The sequence below is a fragment of the Cytophagia bacterium CHB2 genome (genome assembly GCA_030263535.1).
Classification (GTDB): domain Bacteria; phylum Zhuqueibacterota; class Zhuqueibacteria; order Zhuqueibacterales; family Zhuqueibacteraceae; genus Coneutiohabitans.
Genome location: SZPB01000168.1, coordinates 1 through 15,110 on the forward strand (window position 1 = coordinate 1; position 15,110 = coordinate 15,110).

General features: G+C 52.5%; 13 protein-coding genes and 2 tRNA genes. 4 read left to right on the plus strand and 11 right to left on the minus strand.

The features are described from left to right. Positions 1-147 precede the first annotated feature (147 nt). Positions 148-672 (plus strand): hypothetical protein, encoded by a 525-nt coding sequence (locus FBQ85_16350; GenBank protein MDL1876719.1) that lies wholly within the window; start codon positions 148-150, stop codon positions 670-672. Positions 673-862: 190 nt separating this feature from the next. Here the strand turns inward: FBQ85_16350 and FBQ85_16355 are convergent, their stop codons facing one another. Further along, positions 863-1,177, minus strand: a complete 315-nt coding sequence (locus tag FBQ85_16355) for a hypothetical protein (GenBank protein MDL1876720.1) — start codon at positions 1,175-1,177, stop codon at positions 863-865. Positions 1,178-1,368: 191 nt separating this feature from the next. On the opposite strand from FBQ85_16355, the gene FBQ85_16360 reads away from it, so the two are divergent. Both FBQ85_16360 and FBQ85_16365 read left to right on the plus strand, forming a co-directional pair. Then, on the plus strand, positions 1,369-3,738 hold the full coding sequence (locus FBQ85_16360; GenBank protein MDL1876721.1) for a TonB-dependent receptor: 2,370 nt from the start codon (positions 1,369-1,371) through the stop codon (positions 3,736-3,738). Between the two features lie 84 nt (positions 3,739-3,822). Beyond that, complete coding sequence (locus tag FBQ85_16365; protein MDL1876722.1) at positions 3,823-4,413, plus strand: hypothetical protein; 591 nt, start codon at positions 3,823-3,825, stop codon at positions 4,411-4,413. Positions 4,414-4,579: 166 nt separating this feature from the next. Here FBQ85_16365 and FBQ85_16370 read toward each other — a convergent pair whose 3' ends face one another. The 4 genes from FBQ85_16370 to FBQ85_16385 all read right to left on the minus strand — a co-directional run bounded on the left by FBQ85_16370 (position 4,580) and on the right by FBQ85_16385 (position 6,823). Continuing rightward, a complete protein-coding gene (locus tag FBQ85_16370; protein MDL1876723.1) occupies positions 4,580-5,443 on the minus strand; it encodes an NAD(P)-dependent oxidoreductase in 864 nt (287 codons plus the stop codon). A 214-nt stretch (positions 5,444-5,657) separates the two neighbouring features. Next, entirely contained in the window at positions 5,658-6,569 is a 912-nt protein-coding gene (locus FBQ85_16375) for a PorV/PorQ family protein (GenBank protein ID MDL1876724.1), read from the minus strand. Positions 6,570-6,625: 56 nt separating this feature from the next. Next, a tRNA-Thr gene (locus FBQ85_16380) sits at positions 6,626-6,698 on the minus strand. 49 nt (positions 6,699-6,747) lie between these two features. Next, a tRNA-Phe gene (locus FBQ85_16385) sits at positions 6,748-6,823 on the minus strand. Between the two features lie 172 nt (positions 6,824-6,995). Between FBQ85_16385 and FBQ85_16390 the strand changes: the two genes are divergently transcribed. Next, positions 6,996-7,508 (plus strand): hypothetical protein, encoded by a 513-nt coding sequence (locus FBQ85_16390; protein ID MDL1876725.1) that lies wholly within the window; start codon positions 6,996-6,998, stop codon positions 7,506-7,508. A 90-nt stretch (positions 7,509-7,598) separates the two neighbouring features. On the opposite strand, the gene FBQ85_16395 is transcribed toward FBQ85_16390, so the two are convergent. The 6 genes from FBQ85_16395 to FBQ85_16420 all read right to left on the minus strand — a co-directional run bounded on the left by FBQ85_16395 (position 7,599) and on the right by FBQ85_16420 (position 14,944). Further along, complete coding sequence (locus FBQ85_16395; protein MDL1876726.1) at positions 7,599-8,537, minus strand: pyrroloquinoline quinone biosynthesis protein PqqB; 939 nt, start codon at positions 8,535-8,537, stop codon at positions 7,599-7,601. Positions 8,538-8,780: 243 nt separating this feature from the next. Then, entirely contained in the window at positions 8,781-9,887 is a 1,107-nt protein-coding gene (locus FBQ85_16400) for a Rieske 2Fe-2S domain-containing protein (protein MDL1876727.1), read from the minus strand. Between the two features lie 19 nt (positions 9,888-9,906). Next, the gene (locus FBQ85_16405) at positions 9,907-11,400 is read right to left on the minus strand and encodes an insulinase family protein (protein MDL1876728.1); all 1,494 of its coding nucleotides are present in this window, start codon (positions 11,398-11,400) and stop codon (positions 9,907-9,909) included. Between the two features lie 57 nt (positions 11,401-11,457). After that, the gene (locus FBQ85_16410; protein ID MDL1876729.1) at positions 11,458-12,834 is read right to left on the minus strand and encodes an insulinase family protein; all 1,377 of its coding nucleotides are present in this window, start codon (positions 12,832-12,834) and stop codon (positions 11,458-11,460) included. A 504-nt stretch (positions 12,835-13,338) separates the two neighbouring features. After that, the gene (locus tag FBQ85_16415) at positions 13,339-14,259 is read right to left on the minus strand and encodes a hypothetical protein (protein ID MDL1876730.1); all 921 of its coding nucleotides are present in this window, start codon (positions 14,257-14,259) and stop codon (positions 13,339-13,341) included. A gap of 244 nt (positions 14,260-14,503) precedes the next feature. Then, complete coding sequence (locus FBQ85_16420; GenBank protein MDL1876731.1) at positions 14,504-14,944, minus strand: hypothetical protein; 441 nt, start codon at positions 14,942-14,944, stop codon at positions 14,504-14,506. Positions 14,945-15,110 lie beyond the last annotated feature (166 nt).

Genomic DNA, 15,110 nt, shown 5'->3' on the forward strand with positions numbered 1-15,110 from the left:
CGTGAAAGTTGTCGGTCACCGGCGCGGCGTCGATTCCTCGCCTGCCGCCGCCGCGCGCTGGCTGAAAACGATGCAGCAACTGCGCGGCACAACCGCGGTTTGTCCACGCGGGCTTTACCGGTTCAAAACGTTTGAGGAAGCCGATCGATGGATGATGCAAATGCGCGTCCAGAGTTTTCTCGCGACGCGACACCGGAAGACTTGATTGAGCTTTGCCGGCAATTAAACGCCTCGGGCGTGCGTTACGTCGTCATCGGAGGTTTTGCAATTATTTATCACGGCTACTTGCGCGGCACGAGTGACATCGATCTTCTGATCGACGGGTCGCTGGAAAATATCAAAAAAATAAAACAAACGTTGCTCTATCTCCCCGATCAGGCTATTCGCGAGATCGAAGCGCATGAGGTGGCCAGCTATCAAGTGGTGCGCGTAGCAGATGAAATCGTTATTGACTTGATGACCAAGGCTTGTAGCGTTACCTATGAACAAGCTGCCGCACACGTCGAAATGGCGGAACTCAATGGCGTGAACATCCCTTTTCTCAAACCCGAATTATTGATTCAAACAAAAGACACGTACCGCCCCAAAGATCTCGCCGATAGGGAATATCTGCAAGAACTTCTCAAAAACGATCACGGTCCGGAAGGGAAAAGGCCCTGGTGGCGTTGGTAGTTTTTAGCAATTCGCTAAAATTCATTTGACGTTTATTTGAAAATTTTTGTATTGTTGTGTGCCTTGTTGGGAATAATAGACGCAAAACCATTGTTGAGGGAAATTACTTGAACGCTTTTAATCACAAAAACGGAGCCTTCTGATGACAGGGAAATGGAGACCCGTTGTCGCCGTCTCTCTGAGTTTGGTTTTACTCCTGCTCAGCGTCACCGCCGAACTGGCACATCAACACGGCAACTGGCCGCCGGGCAACGCAGGAGTTGCGGCCTTTCAGCCGGATGATGGCGTACAATTCCAGCAAACGCATGGCTACAATTGCGTGGCGTGTTTGTACTCGTTGGCCAATATCGCGGTCAATTTTTCTGATGAAACCGTAAGCGCCCCACAAACGTTTTGCCTCACCATCACAGCAACACCCCATTTCAACCTTCTCTACTGCGCCATCCATTCCAATCTGCGCGCCCCTCCTGCTGTTCTTGCCTAATTTTTCGTTTCGCTTTTTCATTTTTTGCGTTTGTCACGCGCAATGAAGCGTTTTGCGCCGGTATATTTTCTGGCATAAACACGACTTGCCCTCGTGTCTTTTTGCGCATCGTTTCATTGGCTCGACATGCTTTTTTGATTTCGAATTCGACAGCATCACCGGATGATTCTCCAATCCGAGGTGCCATTCGATTATTTTAAGAGGTTACGTTCATGCGAAAACTAGTTCTGTGCTCCTTTTCGCTTTTGTCGCTTTGGTGTGCAGGTGAATATGTGTACGCTCAAAACACTGCACAGCCGCAGGGCCGTACAAAAGTGATATTTACCGGCAAGGTGATCGATCGCCAGCTCAAGCGGCCGCTTCCCGGTGCACAAGTCTATTTTCCAGATTTACGCCGCGGCACGGTCACCGATGAAGATGGCCAATTCGAAATAAAAGACATTCAGGCCGGGCAACACAAAATTATTTGCCGTTTGCTGGGATATGCCACTGTCACAGAGACGCTGACCTTTTCGCAGGATTTGAATTATGAATTTCGTTTGGCCGTTACTCCGCTTGAGGAGCAAGAAGTCACGGTTACGGCCGATGCCAATGATCACAGCAGTCTCACCGGCTCAAGCCAATCCGTGGCGGTGTTGCGCGCGGCCGAGCTGGAAAAAGCACGCGGCCAATCGTTGGGCGAGACGCTCAAAGATATTCCGGGCGTCACCGTCATGCAAACCGGACCATCAATCGCCAAGCCGGTTGTGCGCGGCTTGCATAGTGATCGCATTCTGGTGTTGAATGCCGGTGTGGCGCAAGAGGGCCAGCAATGGGGCGGTGAACATGCGCCGGAGATCGATCCGTTCGCGCCGGCGCGCATCGAAGTGTTGAAAGGCGCGGCCGGCGTGCAGTATGGCTCCAATGCCATCGGCGGCGTGATTCGCATCGAACCACGCGCATTGCGCGATACGCCGGGTTTCGGCGGGCAGGTGTGGCTCAACGGCTTTTCGAATAATCTGCAAGGCTCCGGTTCGTTGCTGCTGGAAGGCGCGATGAAAAAAATTCCCGGTTTCGCCTGGCGCTTGCAAGGCAGTTTGCGCAAAGCCGGCGACGCCCAAACACCGGATTATAACATGCGCAATTCCGGTTTTTTCGAGCGTGACGCCGCATTGGGTTTCGGGTATCAGAGCACGCGTTTTAGCACGGAATTAAACCTGAGCCATTTCAGCACGGAATTGGGCATTTTTAGCGGTGCGCACATCGGCAACACAACCGATTTGCTACGCGCAATCGAACGCGGCCGGCCATTGACCAAAACGGATTTCAGCTACGACCTGCGCCCGCCCAAACAGGATATCGTGCACAATTTGCTCTCATTGAAATCGCAAATTCAATTTGCGCGCCTAGGCCGCCTCGAGGTGCAATACGGCTGGCAGCAGAACCACCGCCAGGAGTTCGATGCGCACAAACCTTACAACGATTCGCTGGCGGCGCGCGCCCGGCCTTCCTTCGATTTGACGCTGACCACGCATTCTGTGGAACTGGCGTTCAGCCATCAACCCGCGCACAATTTCTTTGGCAGGCTCGGCGTGAGCGGTGTTCGCCAAGGCAACGTGCAACAAGGCACGATTTTGCTTATTCCCAATTTTCGGGCCTACTCCGGAGGCGTTTACGCGCTTGAAACCTGGGCTCGCGGTCGCTGGACGATCAACTTCGGCGGCCGTTTTGAGGCGCGGGAGATGAAGGTTTATCGCATTAGCCAACAAAGAATCGTTGTAACAAATCACCGCTATAATAATCTCACCGGCGTGCTTGGCGCGCTTTATCAGTTGGGGCCCTCCTGGTCGCTTGGTATGAACCTCGGCACGGCATGGCGCCCGCCGGGCATCAATGAATTGTACAGCAATGGCGTGCATCACGGCACGGCGCAATTCGAGATCGGTGATCTGAATTTGAAAAGCGAACGCAGCCTGCAAGCCGATCTCACGCTCAAGCATGATGGCGAACGAAGCCGCGCCGAGTTGAGCCTCTACAATAATCGCATGCGCGATTTGATTTTTTTAATGCCGCAGCCCGAACCCACGCTCACCATTCGCGGCGCATTTCCGACGTTTCGCTACCGGCAGGCTGACGCCGTTATCCGCGGTTTCGACGGCTTTGTCCACCATCAATTCACGGATTTTTTTGAACTGGGTGTAAGCGCCGCGATCGTGTACGGCCAAAATCTGGAGGCCAGCGAGCCGCTCATTCAAATGCCGGCCGATCGTTTTCGCCTGTTTACGCACTGGCGTTTGCCCAAGCTGAGGGGCATTACGAACGCGCATCTTGATCTGGGCGGCACCTTCGTGCGCCGGCAAACACGCGTTCCGGCAAATGCCGATTATGCCAAGCCGCCGGCGCCTTATGCGCTGGTGGATGCAAGCCTGGGCTTTCAATTTGACCTTGCGGCGCAGCCTGTAATATTCGACGCCAGCGTGCAAAACGTTCTCAATACGAGGTATCGCGATTATCTCAGCCGTTATCGTTATTTCATTGATGATCCCGGCCGCAGCTTCATTCTGCGCCTGCAAATTCCCTTCGGTAAATTTGAACAAGAATAAATACGCTGCCGCAGTTGGCGATTCACGCTGAACAAAATTTTGAGTCCAACTCATATCTCAACCAAACTGCAAAGGAGTCGTAACATGAACTACAAACGCAATCATCGCAGAGGAATGTTGCTCTTGCTTCTTCCGGTGCTCCTGTTGTGGAGTTGCAAGGAAGACAATCCCACCAACCCGGACAATGGCAACGAGCAAGAGTTGATCACCACAGTGACTTTGTCACTCACGGAAAACGGCACGAGCAATGTTGTTACCGCAACGTTCAAGGACCCGGACGGTGACGGCGGCGCGGCACCGACTTTCGGCACGCTCACGTTGAAAGCCGGCAGCACCTACACCGGAAAAGTTGAATTGCTCGACGAATCAAAGAATCCGGCAGAAGACATTACGGAAGAGGTGAAAGAAGAAGCGGAAGCGCATCAATTTTTCTACACACCACAAGGCGCGTTGGCCGGAAGGCTCACGGTGACGATTACCGACAAAGACAGCAACAATCTGCCGGTGGGTTTGGAATTCACAGTTGCGGTTTTAGCAGGCGGCGCGGTCACGGGCAGCGCGACAAATTCGTTGAATGTCGTCCTCAGCCATTTTGATAATACGCCCAAGAACGGCGCAGACCGCAGTGATGAGTCGGACATCGATATCAATATTCCGGTGACGATTACCGATTGACTCTCGAAGTTTTTTGCGGGGATAGGAATGAATACCTCGAAAACGTTCACCAGCAGAATCGTGTGTCACTCGGCAAGTGAGGAAAACTTGATGATCCTATTCTCAAACGTTTTCGAGGCTTTGAATACATCAGTAACGAAACGAGTTGAGCCTCTGCAACACCGGCTCACGTCGCGGCAAACAAATTGATCAACCCCTGCGTGCCTTGCTCTCCCAAGCCTTTTTCCACAGCTTGTTGAAAGAGTTGATGGGTCAAAGCCGTGCCTGGAAACTCTTTGCCCAGGCTTTGCATCAGCTCTGCCGCCAGGCGCAAATCTTTACTCTGCAGGCGCATCATGAATCCCGGCGCGAAATCGTTTTTCAAAATGCGCGGCGCGAGATTGTTCAACATCCACGAGCCGGCAGCGCCGCCGCTGACGGCTTGTAGCGTGGTCTGCAAATCGAGCTTGGAAAGCTTGGCCAGGCGCAAGCCTTCTGTCATCGCGAGAATGTTCAGGGCACAGATGACTTGATTCACCAGCTTGGTGCGCTGGCCGTTGCCGTTCTTGCCGGTGTAAACGATATTCTTGCCCAGCGTTGCAAAAATCGGCTGGCACTTTTCAAAAATTTCCTGCTTGCCGCCGGCCATGATCGTCAATGTCGCGGCAATGGCGCCCGGTTCTCCCCCGCTCACGGGCGCGTCGAGCATCTCGCAGTTTGATTCGCGCATACGTTCGGCAAATTTCTCCGTAGCTTCCGGCGAAATCGTGCTCATGTCAATAACAATCTTTCCTGCAGAGAGTCCCTCCTTCACACCGGCATTGCCGAACAGAACCTCCTCAACGTCAGCGGTATCCGGCACCATCGTAATAATAACGTCACACGAGACCGCCAGCTCTGCCGGCGAATTGGCGGCCTCTGCGCCTTGCGCCACTAGTGACTTGGTTTTGCTCGCGGTACGATTGAATACCGTCAAGCGATAACCCGCCTTCAGCAAGTGTTCTGCCATGGGCCGGCCCATGATGCCGAGGCCAATAAATCCAATGTGCATAAAGTTACCTCCAACATGATATGATAGCGTTTTGCCATTGATGAATGTGTTATTGAGATGAATCTTGTGAAAATTCGATTTTAGACGGCAGCTTCACAAGATTCTTGCAGAATGACAAGTTCGACACAATTAAAACCGCTATAAAATGAAAAAGCCAATGAGTACGAACTCACTGGCTGATTTTTTTAAACAAGATCTCCGCTACAACGCGGTTTCAGAAAATGATCGACATGCTTAGCCGGTTGAGATTTCCGATTTCGCCGAAGGACGACATGCCGTAATCGAATTTGTATTGGCGATAATCGAGCCCCAAGCCGATCGAAAGTCCGGCGAAGCGATCGCTGTCGGTGCCGACCTTCTGATCGCGCCCAAGCGTGTTGTAGCCCAAACGCAAATAGGCGTTTTGCGAAAGATTGAACTCGCCGCCGGCGCGGAGTTGGATGTCTTCATCGGGATACGCCACCAGTGTCAGGCTGTACATCAGCGGCAAATGCGCCAGGCGTTTCGAAACGCCGAGTTGAAAATTCAGCGGCAAATCTTCTTTGGTCCCGTCAAACGCTTGACGCACGCGCCCGAGATTGAAAACTCCCGCGCCAAAAGCCAGATTATCAAACAAGCTGGAATGATAAATCATACCAAGATCGAGAGCGAAGGCATCCGAAGAAAAATCCGCCAGCGCGGAACGGATATACTTCAAATTGCCGCCCAAAAGGAGACGCTCGGAATGCGCCCGCGAATAGCTCAGGTAGGCAATCATGTTGTTTGCACTAAAACTGCCCAGCTCTTCACCGAATTCATTCGTGCGCTTAAAATCGCCGTAGTCGGTATATTGCAGCGCAAAACCGTAACTGCCCTGCTTGTGCGGCATGACATAGGCGCCGAAGAAATCTTGCACATCAAGGATGTTATTAATGTAGCCAAACGTCGCGGCGCGCGTGGACATGTCGGCCAGTCCTGCGGGATTGTAGTAGATGCTGTGCGCATCTTTTGAAATGGAAACAAAGCTCGCGGCCATGGCAGCCTGGCGCGCGCCCACCGGCGTGCGCAAAAAGGTATAACCGGTGGATTGAGCAAGTGACATCGCGGGAAGAAACAGCGCGGCGAGCAAGAGAAGAGATTTAGTCATGATGGAAAACGGGTAGAGAAATCAGGGTATTCAATCAACTTGTGAAGTGAAATACGAGCTGGTGAGCGGGATCGAACCGCTGACCTGCGCATTACGAGTGCGCCGCTCTACCATCTGAGCTACACCAGCTTGAGACACGCAAACGAAAACAGCAAAACCGCGCGGCTTTGCTGTGAGGTTGTGGCCAGGCGCAGAATCGAACTGCGGACACACGGATTTTCAGTCCGTTGCTCTACCGACTGAGCTACCTGGCCTTCAAAAAGCGACGCCAAAATAAGGCTATCTCGCTAAAAAGTCAAGGTGAATTTCAGTAAATTTAATGCGTTTGAGCCTTCACCAGCATTGCTTTTTTGAAATGTTCCCCTTAGATTGACGCTGGCGTCGCGGCATGCACCTGCAACGGTCAACTTCAAACTTGCGCGAAAAATGAAAACCTCCAAAGCTGTTTTGTATCGCGAATATCAACCGATGAAGCGTTGGATTTTGCGCCTGCTGGCCCTCGCCATCGGGTCGGCCTCGTTGCTTGTTGTTGTTCTGGTCCTGCTTTGGCCTCATCTGCCTACCTGGCTTGTGGTAGTGATGATTGCGGCTGTGCTCGCGCTCATCGCCGCCACCTTCACGTTTCGGCGATTGTCGATTGAAGTCACGGAGACGGGCATCTCTTTTGGCTTTGGTTTTGTGCGCACGCGCCTGCGCTGGAAGGAGATTGAAAGCATCAAACCGGAACCTTATCTTTTTTCGCGCTTCATCGGCTGGGGTGTGCGTTACGATTTGCGCAATACCTTTGCCTATGTCGCGCAAAGCGGCATGGGCGTGGAGTTGCAAACGCGCAAACGCTGGCGCTATTTTTTTACCACCGAACGGCCGCAGAAACTGGTTGAGCTTTCACAGGGTAGAATCAATCAAGCGACCTCAGGGTTAGCTTCGCATTCAACCTAAATTTTCCGGCAAACCATGGCTACAAGTATTCCGCTTGTTCCGGAGTGCTTTGCCAGGCTCTCCTGCAAGAGATTCAGCTAATGCTCCCTGCTACAACTCCACCCTTTCCCCCTCCTGCGCCACGCGAAAACCGTTTTTCTTAATTGTCCGGCGCGCCTCACTTTCCAGTAGCAAAGCAGGATTCGTGTGATTGAGATGAATGAACCGGACCTTTGCGCGTTCAGCGTCGGGCAGCGTTTGGAAACGTTGCATGCTGTGGGTGATAAACGGATGCGGAAAAGTAGACATATCGCGGCCGGGAATTTCGCCATTGGCGTAAAAAGTGCCGTCAAGATATGCGACTTCGACTGAGGCAATCATATCCTCTATGCGGGTGCCCTGCTCATCCCACAATTCCCATTTATCAATATCCGGGATGAACAGCACGGAACGATTTGGCCCAGTAATGCGGAAACCTACAACTTCGGAATACTCCTGGCGATGCGGAACAAGGAATGGCGTAATCGAGAGATGATCATTCAACTGTACGGCAACATCATGCTGCAATAATTTCAAATCAATGTTCTGATAGCGCACGAGTTGATCCCAGGGCCCATTCTTGCTGAGATAACCGTGCATTCTGGGCATGGCAAACACTGGAACATTTTTCGCGCCCAGCGATTCATGGCCGAGAAACATCAAGCCGGTGTAATGTCCCATGTGGGCGTGGGTGAGAAAAATGCCGTCGAGTCCGGGCGATTTTTCCACCGGCGCTGCGACATCCAGCAGATGCAATTGTTCGCGGAAATCAGGCGTGGCTTCGATAAGCCAGCGCTCGTTGGTGGCGGGATCGATCAGGGCGAGGCAAACGACGCGGCGCTTGCTGCGCGCATCCTCCCAACCGGGATGATGTTTGGTTCCGGCTTGCGGCACGCCGCCATCTTGGGCGATGCCGAGCACGAGGAGAAAGGGTTGAGTCTTGTTATTAACAACAGGTTGTTGTGCGATCGCGAGGTTGCAGGCAAGGGCAATGAAGATCAATGAGAAAATATTCACTTGTTACCGATCGACTTAGCGCAACGAAGCTACAGTCAAAGATTTTCAAGCCACGGATGAGCACGGATTTTCACGGATAATTAAGGCCATTTGCGGCTTGTCTGAAAACCGGTGTCGTTTTTTGATCCGTGTTACATCCGTGTGCATCCGTGGCGATTTTTTTATTTCAGAATTACTCACATCAAACGACATAGAACTAAATTAAATCCTCGATCAGAATTAAGTAAAAACTGATCATCACGCCAGCGCCGCCACCTCCAGCTTGTGCGCCTTGCGGCCGCCGCGCGGCGTGCGCTCGACGAGGCGTTCGAGGCCGAGCAGCGTGTGCGCCAAATCAACAGCGCGCCCAACCAATTCCTTTGCGCCTTCGCGCAATTCCTGGCTCTTCATGACATCGATGACATTCTGCTCCATGTCTTCCGCAGACCAGCCGCGCGAGTGTGCGATGAATGGGAATTGCGGGAAGTAAAATCCCAATTCTGAAAAAAAGCCCAGCAGGTGGCCGACTACGCCCTGCACGTTATCCTGCCCGCCGGTGATGATGAAACTCGCAACTTTATTGCGCAGCAACACGCGATCCCGGATCGTGACTTGATTCTGCACGCAATTTAAACGCTCCGCCATTTTGAAAAACAGCGAACTCGCTTGCCCCCAGCGAATCGGCGTGGCAAGCACGATGACATCGGCCCAATGCACCAACGCCTCGTAGACTTCGACCATCTCGTCTTTGTCATCCATCTGCGTGATCGAGCACGGCCAGGTGCAAGCCTGCGCGCTTTTGGAGTAATATCCCTCGCAATTGCGAAAGCGCAAATAGCTCAACTTGATCAGCTTCGTTTCGCAATGCAACTGCTCAGAGGCGTGCTTGAGCGCAATTTCCAACAACGCTTCGGAGGTGGAATATCTTGGATTCGCCGGATCAATTGCGGTGGTCGAAATTCCCGCGACACGAATGTGGCCGTCCTCACGCTTGATAGGACGGCTGAGCGGATGCGGCGCATGCGGTTTTTTCTGGCGTTTGTTGCGCGGCTCGGCGTGCAAGAGCAGGCGGCCGCCTTCGACTTTCACTTCATAGCTCGGTACGATGTCATCTTCAAAGCCCGGCTCGCCCACCCCGGTTTTGCGATGAAATTTCCAATTGTGCCACGGGCAAACGATGAAGTCGCCGTCCAGCCGACCTTGTCCTAACGGCCCGCCCACATGATTACACACGCCGGACACGGCGCCGAATTCACCGTCCCGATAAGAAATCGCGACCGGCGTTTTGCCGAGATGAATTTCAGTCAAGGCTGACTTTTGAAATTCCTCGATCGGGCCTAAATCCTGCCAAGCATCTTGCGCCATGAAAGCCTCTGAGGTTGTTTCAATCCGCGCCTTCCAGTTTTGGAATTTTGCCGAGAACTTGCGCTATAGTCATGGCATTGATCACGCCTAGATTCAACGCCTTAATGCCGCTCTCGATTTTTGCGCGATCACCGACGATAACAATCGCAATTTTTTCCGGGTCAATATATTTTTGGGCAGCCGCCTGCACCTCGGCCTTCGTCACCGCCAGGATTTTCTGCACGTATTCGTTGAAATAAGTATCCGGGAGGTTGTATTCGACCAACTCAGAAAGTTCTCCCGCAATCTGGCCGGTCGTTTGAAAATTGCTGGGATAGCCGAGCGCCACATAATTTTTTGCGCGGGCCAACTCTTCGTCGGGAATATCGCCCAAGATGCCGCGCAGCTCTTTCATGAACTCGGTCAAGGCTTTGTCAGTCACATCGGTTTGTACGTTCGAATAGGCGATAAACGCGCCCGGCTGCGGCCGCAAATTAAAAGTCGAGCCCGCGCCATAAGAATAACCATGTTGCTCGCGCAAATTTTGATTCAAGCGCGAGGTAAACGAACCGCCCAGAATCGTGTTGAGCACGGTTAAGGCGTAATAATCCTCGGTCATGCGGCTTGGGCCGATGCGCCCGATACGAATGACGGATTGCGCGGCGCCCGGTTTGTCAATGAGATGAATCTGCCGGCTTTCCACCTGCTTCGTTGCCGGCCATGCCGCCGCGCCTGCCGCCTTATCGCCTTGCCATTTGCCGAACGCGGCTTCAAGCTTTGATTGAATTGCATTGGGAGTAACATCACCCACCACGATCAAAGTGGCATTAGCCGGCGTAACATTTTTGCTGTGGTACTCTTTGCAATCTTTCGCGCTGAAGGCGCGCAAAGACTTTTCGTCGCCGCTGGCCATGCGGCCATAGGGGTGTTGCTCACCGAACATGACACGATTAAAGGCCGCGCTCGCAATCGCAGTTGGTTCATCATGCGCCTGCGCCAGGGAGGTTAAGCGCTGCTTGCGTTGGCGTTCCAATTCTTCGGCCGGAAACGTTGGCCGCAAAGCGACGTCTGCCATGATCGCAAGCGCCGCCTCGACGCGTGCAACCAGCGTATGCAACGAAATTTGCGAGGTATGCAAGCCTGCGCCGGTTGACAGGCTCGCGCCGAGAAAATCGATTTCATCCGCGATTTGCAGAGCATTGCGGCTGCCCGCGCCTTCGTCCAACATCGCAAAGGTCAAGCTCGCCAAGCCAACCTTTCCAGCGGGATCCATCACGGAGCCGGTTTTGATTTGGAGAATAATGTCAACCACTGGCGCCTGATGCTTTTCCATCAACACGACCGGCAGGCCGTTGGAAAGCTTGAAACGCTGAATCGGCGCGGTTTTGAGCGCGGGCGGTTCACCAAGAGCCGGCGGTTTGCTGCGGTCAGGCGTTTGCGCGAAAAGGTTCGTTTCCGCAAGAAGAAAGATCGCAATCAGACAAAAGCATACAGTCATGGCACGCGTCTTGGATTTATGATTAAATGCATACATAAGCGTTAGCCTTAGTAGTGAAGAATGATGAGCCGATTCTGAATTCACCAAATCGCATTAATTATTCTGAGGTGGGGCCGCATTCACCACCTTACCTCCCACGCCCAGTTCCTGTTTGCCGGCGGGCACCACACTGAGAATGACGCGCGCCTCGTTGCGCAAAAATGTCATCACCGCGCTGCGCAAATCTTCGGGATCAATGGCCTTGTAGCGCGCCAAATCCTCATTGAAATAATCGGGATTGCCCGTGCGCATGAAGTAGGAATTCAATTGATCTGCTTTGCGCGATACTAGCTCAAGCCCGCTGAGATAAGAAGACTCATATTGATTGATGGCGCGCTGCACCTCGCGCGGTTGTGGCGGCTCTGTTTTCAGCCGATCAATCTCTTCTTGTATTACTTTCTCCAACTCCGCCAACGTATGCCCACTACGGGCTGTTGCCATGATGATAAAGCTGGAAGCCAATCCGCCCGAGTTTTGAAATGCTGAGACATCTTGAGCAATCTGCAAATCATAGACGAGCCGCTTGTACAGCCGCGAGTTCTTGCCGCCGGCAAGCACGCTTGCCGTCAAATCCATTTCCGCATCGCCAGGCGAAAACAGCGGCGGCGTGAGCCATGCCATATAAAGCCGGGGCAACTGCACGCGATCTTCGAGTATCAACCGCTTCTCTTCATTGAGATAAGCCGGCGGCACGGTTTGCGGCGGTTCTTTGGGGCGACCTTTGACATCGCTGAACCATTTTTCCACCATCGCCTTAACAGCTTTTGGGTCGATGTCGCCTGCGATGACCAAACTCGCATTGGCTGGTGTGTAATATTTTTGAAAAAACTCAACCACATCTTCATACGAAGCCGCGCTCAGATCTTCCATATAACCGATGGTCGGCCAATGATACGGATGATTCGGCTCATACAAATTTTCGCCGAGCGTCGGAAATGCCAGACCATAAGGCCGGTTCTCATAGCTTTGCCGGCGCTCATTTTTGACGACGTCGCGCTGGCCATCGACTTTCGCAGGCGACATCGCTTCGAGCAAAAATCCCATGCGATCCGACTCGAGAAACAAGGCAAGTTCAAGGGCGCTGGTGGGAATTTCTTCGTAGTAATTCGTGCGATCGGGGTTCGTCGAGCCGTTGTTGTTGCCGCCCGCCGCTTCGAGCCATTCGTCAAAGGCGCCTTCCGGCACATTTTTCGAGCCTTCGAAGAGAATATGCTCGAACAAATGCGCAAACCCCGTGCGCCCGGGCTTTTCGCTGCCGGAGCCGACATGATACCACACATTCACGCTCACGGTTGGCGTGGTGTGATCTTCATGCAGAATTACCGTCAAGCCGTTGGGTAAAGCAAAACGTTCATACGGGACCCGAAGCGCGGCATCTTGCGCCAGGGCAGCAGTAAACGAGAGCAAAAAGCACAACCAGATCGTCTTCATCAAATACCCTTTCAATTATGTCCCGATCTAGGAAGAGATCGAACTTCAATAGTTGCCGGTGGCGTAGAAATGGAAAGAAAATGAAGCTGTTCGTCGGCCACAACCCATTGGCCCTCGGAAAACGGGCGAGCGCGGCGCGCAACCAAAATGACGGGAGGCTGATTAAAAAAGCGCTGTAACGTCAATCTGGTCGATAAAATCCCAAGGCGCAGACGCACCACCAGCCACGATGCAATTAAAAACAACAAAACCTTTTTGCGCCACGAGATATTCTCCTAACAATGCGATGATCAAAAATCTACATCAAATCCCTGCGGGAAGCAAGCAGGAATTGCCCACTAGTAAACTGTTACCTTAATTTTTTGTAGTCCCACCCCCTTGTGGGGTGCTATTGCAGCCAATAAATTCGCGGGTTGGAACAATGCCCCACAAGGGGTGGCCGGAAAGTCAATTTTTGCTCAAAACTCCTGCTTCGATTCAGGTGGTTAGCATCACGGAAAATAATCAAGCCCACGCGCCTTCCCAGCCCAGTTCGTTGGCCGGTTGCGGTTCTTCCTCCCGGACAAGCTGCTGCCGTTCGCGATACAGATGCACCTGTCCGGCATACAAAGCGAGTTCGAGTGCTTTGCGGCAGAATATGTAAAGCTGCTGTAAGACAAAAAGTAGAAACACGATGAAGCTACTCGGCGCCGACAGGCTGTTCGCCAGCGGATTATAGAGCAATAGTACCAAAGCGCCGGCGAGAAAAAACAGCAGAGACAAGCCAAAGGCCGCAAAAAAATTCTTGCTCGCAAAGCTTAGCCCCTCCATAAACGAAACACGCATGACGCGCTCACCAGTCATGACAGTATGAATCCTGGCATAATCCAGCACTAGTTTGAAGAAAAGAAAGCACAGAAACCGAAACCCGATTTTGACCCAGCTCATCCAATACGTAATGTTTTGATAGGGATCTTTTCCCCAAATAACACGCTGCACAAGATCAGGAAGAAACTGCAAAAAAATCAGCGCCAGCGCGAGCAGCAAGCTCCAGGCGGCGAGCCGTACAAATCTGCCGAAATAGCTGGCCGCACCGCCCCAAAAAGCGGCGGGCGTGTATTTTTCGCCGCTGACAAAAACGGCAAATGCTCCGCCGGAAAGAAAAAGCGACCAAAATATGTGAACGCTAAAGATCAATACGATCAGCCAGAGCAAAGTTGAGATTAAGTTGGGCGTATTTTTTATAAACTCGAACAAAAAATCCCAATCAAAATTGCCGGCCAGAATTCTTCCCATTTCGCTGGCACCGATAAAACTGCGCAAACTCGACCATAGCGGCGCCATCAAAATCAGGCCAAAGATCAGGCTCGTCAGATAATAGACGATGATCATGCGGCGGTTTAAGTTTAGTCGGACAAAACCGTTTTTCAAGCTTTGCATTATCATTGATATTTCCTCGGGTTCGCGGCTTTCACCGTAATGACCAGTCTAAACGCGCTTCGTTACAACCAGGCACTTCGGGCTAGTGCGCTGCATTCTTAATTTGCAGCAATACCATTTCGAAATGTCATTCAAACGAATCTTGTGAAGTGCTTGACATTCGGCCGAGCACTTCACAAGCTCCTTTCAGGATGACAAGATACTCCCAGAAACAGCGCAACAGCGCCAAGAAAACACTCCTCACAACCAATCAAAACTCGGGAATGAGATTCGAGAAGAGATTCAAGAATTCCGGCTGATCCAGAAAGAATTGCATCCAAAACATCCAGCGCAGCGCAAGTTTATTCGCGCCTAGCTTCGAAGGTTCGACGGCCGCGCTGTTGTTGGTGTAATTGATATCAAGCGGAATCTTGCGCTCAGGATCGACGGTTGCAGAAACAAGTTTCGTTGGTTTCAGATAGCTGAATTTTTTCCAAATCTCCTGCCCGTCCCAGGACTCACGCACGGTCTCGCCGTTTGAAAATGTTGCAGCAATTTCAACCGGAAACTTGAATGTGCCTTTGCGCCGGACATAAAAACTGCTGTGATATTGCTTGCCCTGGCCTTCTTCGGCGAGGCTGCCGGTTGTGTCAACGCGCTCCGCCGCATCAGCATCTTCTGCCGGGGCTGCACTGGAATCGCGGCGGATCAAGTCCGCGCGGCAACTCGCCAGTGCGCAACGGCGCGCCGCTCCAGGGCTGGAACCTGCCACCGGCGCTTGCCCGGCTGCGTCGCAAGCTCGGCACCGGCGACGAGGCCGACCGGCGGTTCGTGCGTGTGCTGGCGGCAGTGCTGACCGATCTCGGTGGCCAATTGGA

What these genes read in the sequence shown, in the direction of transcription:
- FBQ85_16410 (MDL1876729.1), bottom strand. Translation starts at nt 12,834, where the DNA reads ATGAAGACGATCTGGTTGTGCTTTTTGCTCTCGTTTACTGCTGCCCTG.
- FBQ85_16415 (MDL1876730.1), bottom strand. Translation starts at nt 14,259, where the DNA reads ATGATAATGCAAAGCTTGAAAAACGGTTTTGTCCGACTAAACTTAAAC.
- FBQ85_16360 (MDL1876721.1), top strand. Translation starts at nt 1,369, where the DNA reads ATGCGAAAACTAGTTCTGTGCTCCTTTTCGCTTTTGTCGCTTTGGTGT.
- FBQ85_16350 (MDL1876719.1), top strand. Translation starts at nt 148, where the DNA reads ATGGATGATGCAAATGCGCGTCCAGAGTTTTCTCGCGACGCGACACCG.
- FBQ85_16355 (MDL1876720.1), bottom strand. Translation starts at nt 1,177, where the DNA reads ATGAAAAAGCGAAACGAAAAATTAGGCAAGAACAGCAGGAGGGGCGCG.
- FBQ85_16390 (MDL1876725.1), top strand. Translation starts at nt 6,996, where the DNA reads ATGAAAACCTCCAAAGCTGTTTTGTATCGCGAATATCAACCGATGAAG.
- FBQ85_16405 (MDL1876728.1), bottom strand. Translation starts at nt 11,400, where the DNA reads ATGTATGCATTTAATCATAAATCCAAGACGCGTGCCATGACTGTATGC.
- FBQ85_16365 (MDL1876722.1), top strand. Translation starts at nt 3,823, where the DNA reads ATGAACTACAAACGCAATCATCGCAGAGGAATGTTGCTCTTGCTTCTT.
- FBQ85_16375 (MDL1876724.1), bottom strand. Translation starts at nt 6,569, where the DNA reads ATGACTAAATCTCTTCTCTTGCTCGCCGCGCTGTTTCTTCCCGCGATG.
- FBQ85_16370 (MDL1876723.1), bottom strand. Translation starts at nt 5,443, where the DNA reads ATGCACATTGGATTTATTGGCCTCGGCATCATGGGCCGGCCCATGGCA.
- FBQ85_16400 (MDL1876727.1), bottom strand. Translation starts at nt 9,887, where the DNA reads ATGGCGCAAGATGCTTGGCAGGATTTAGGCCCGATCGAGGAATTTCAA.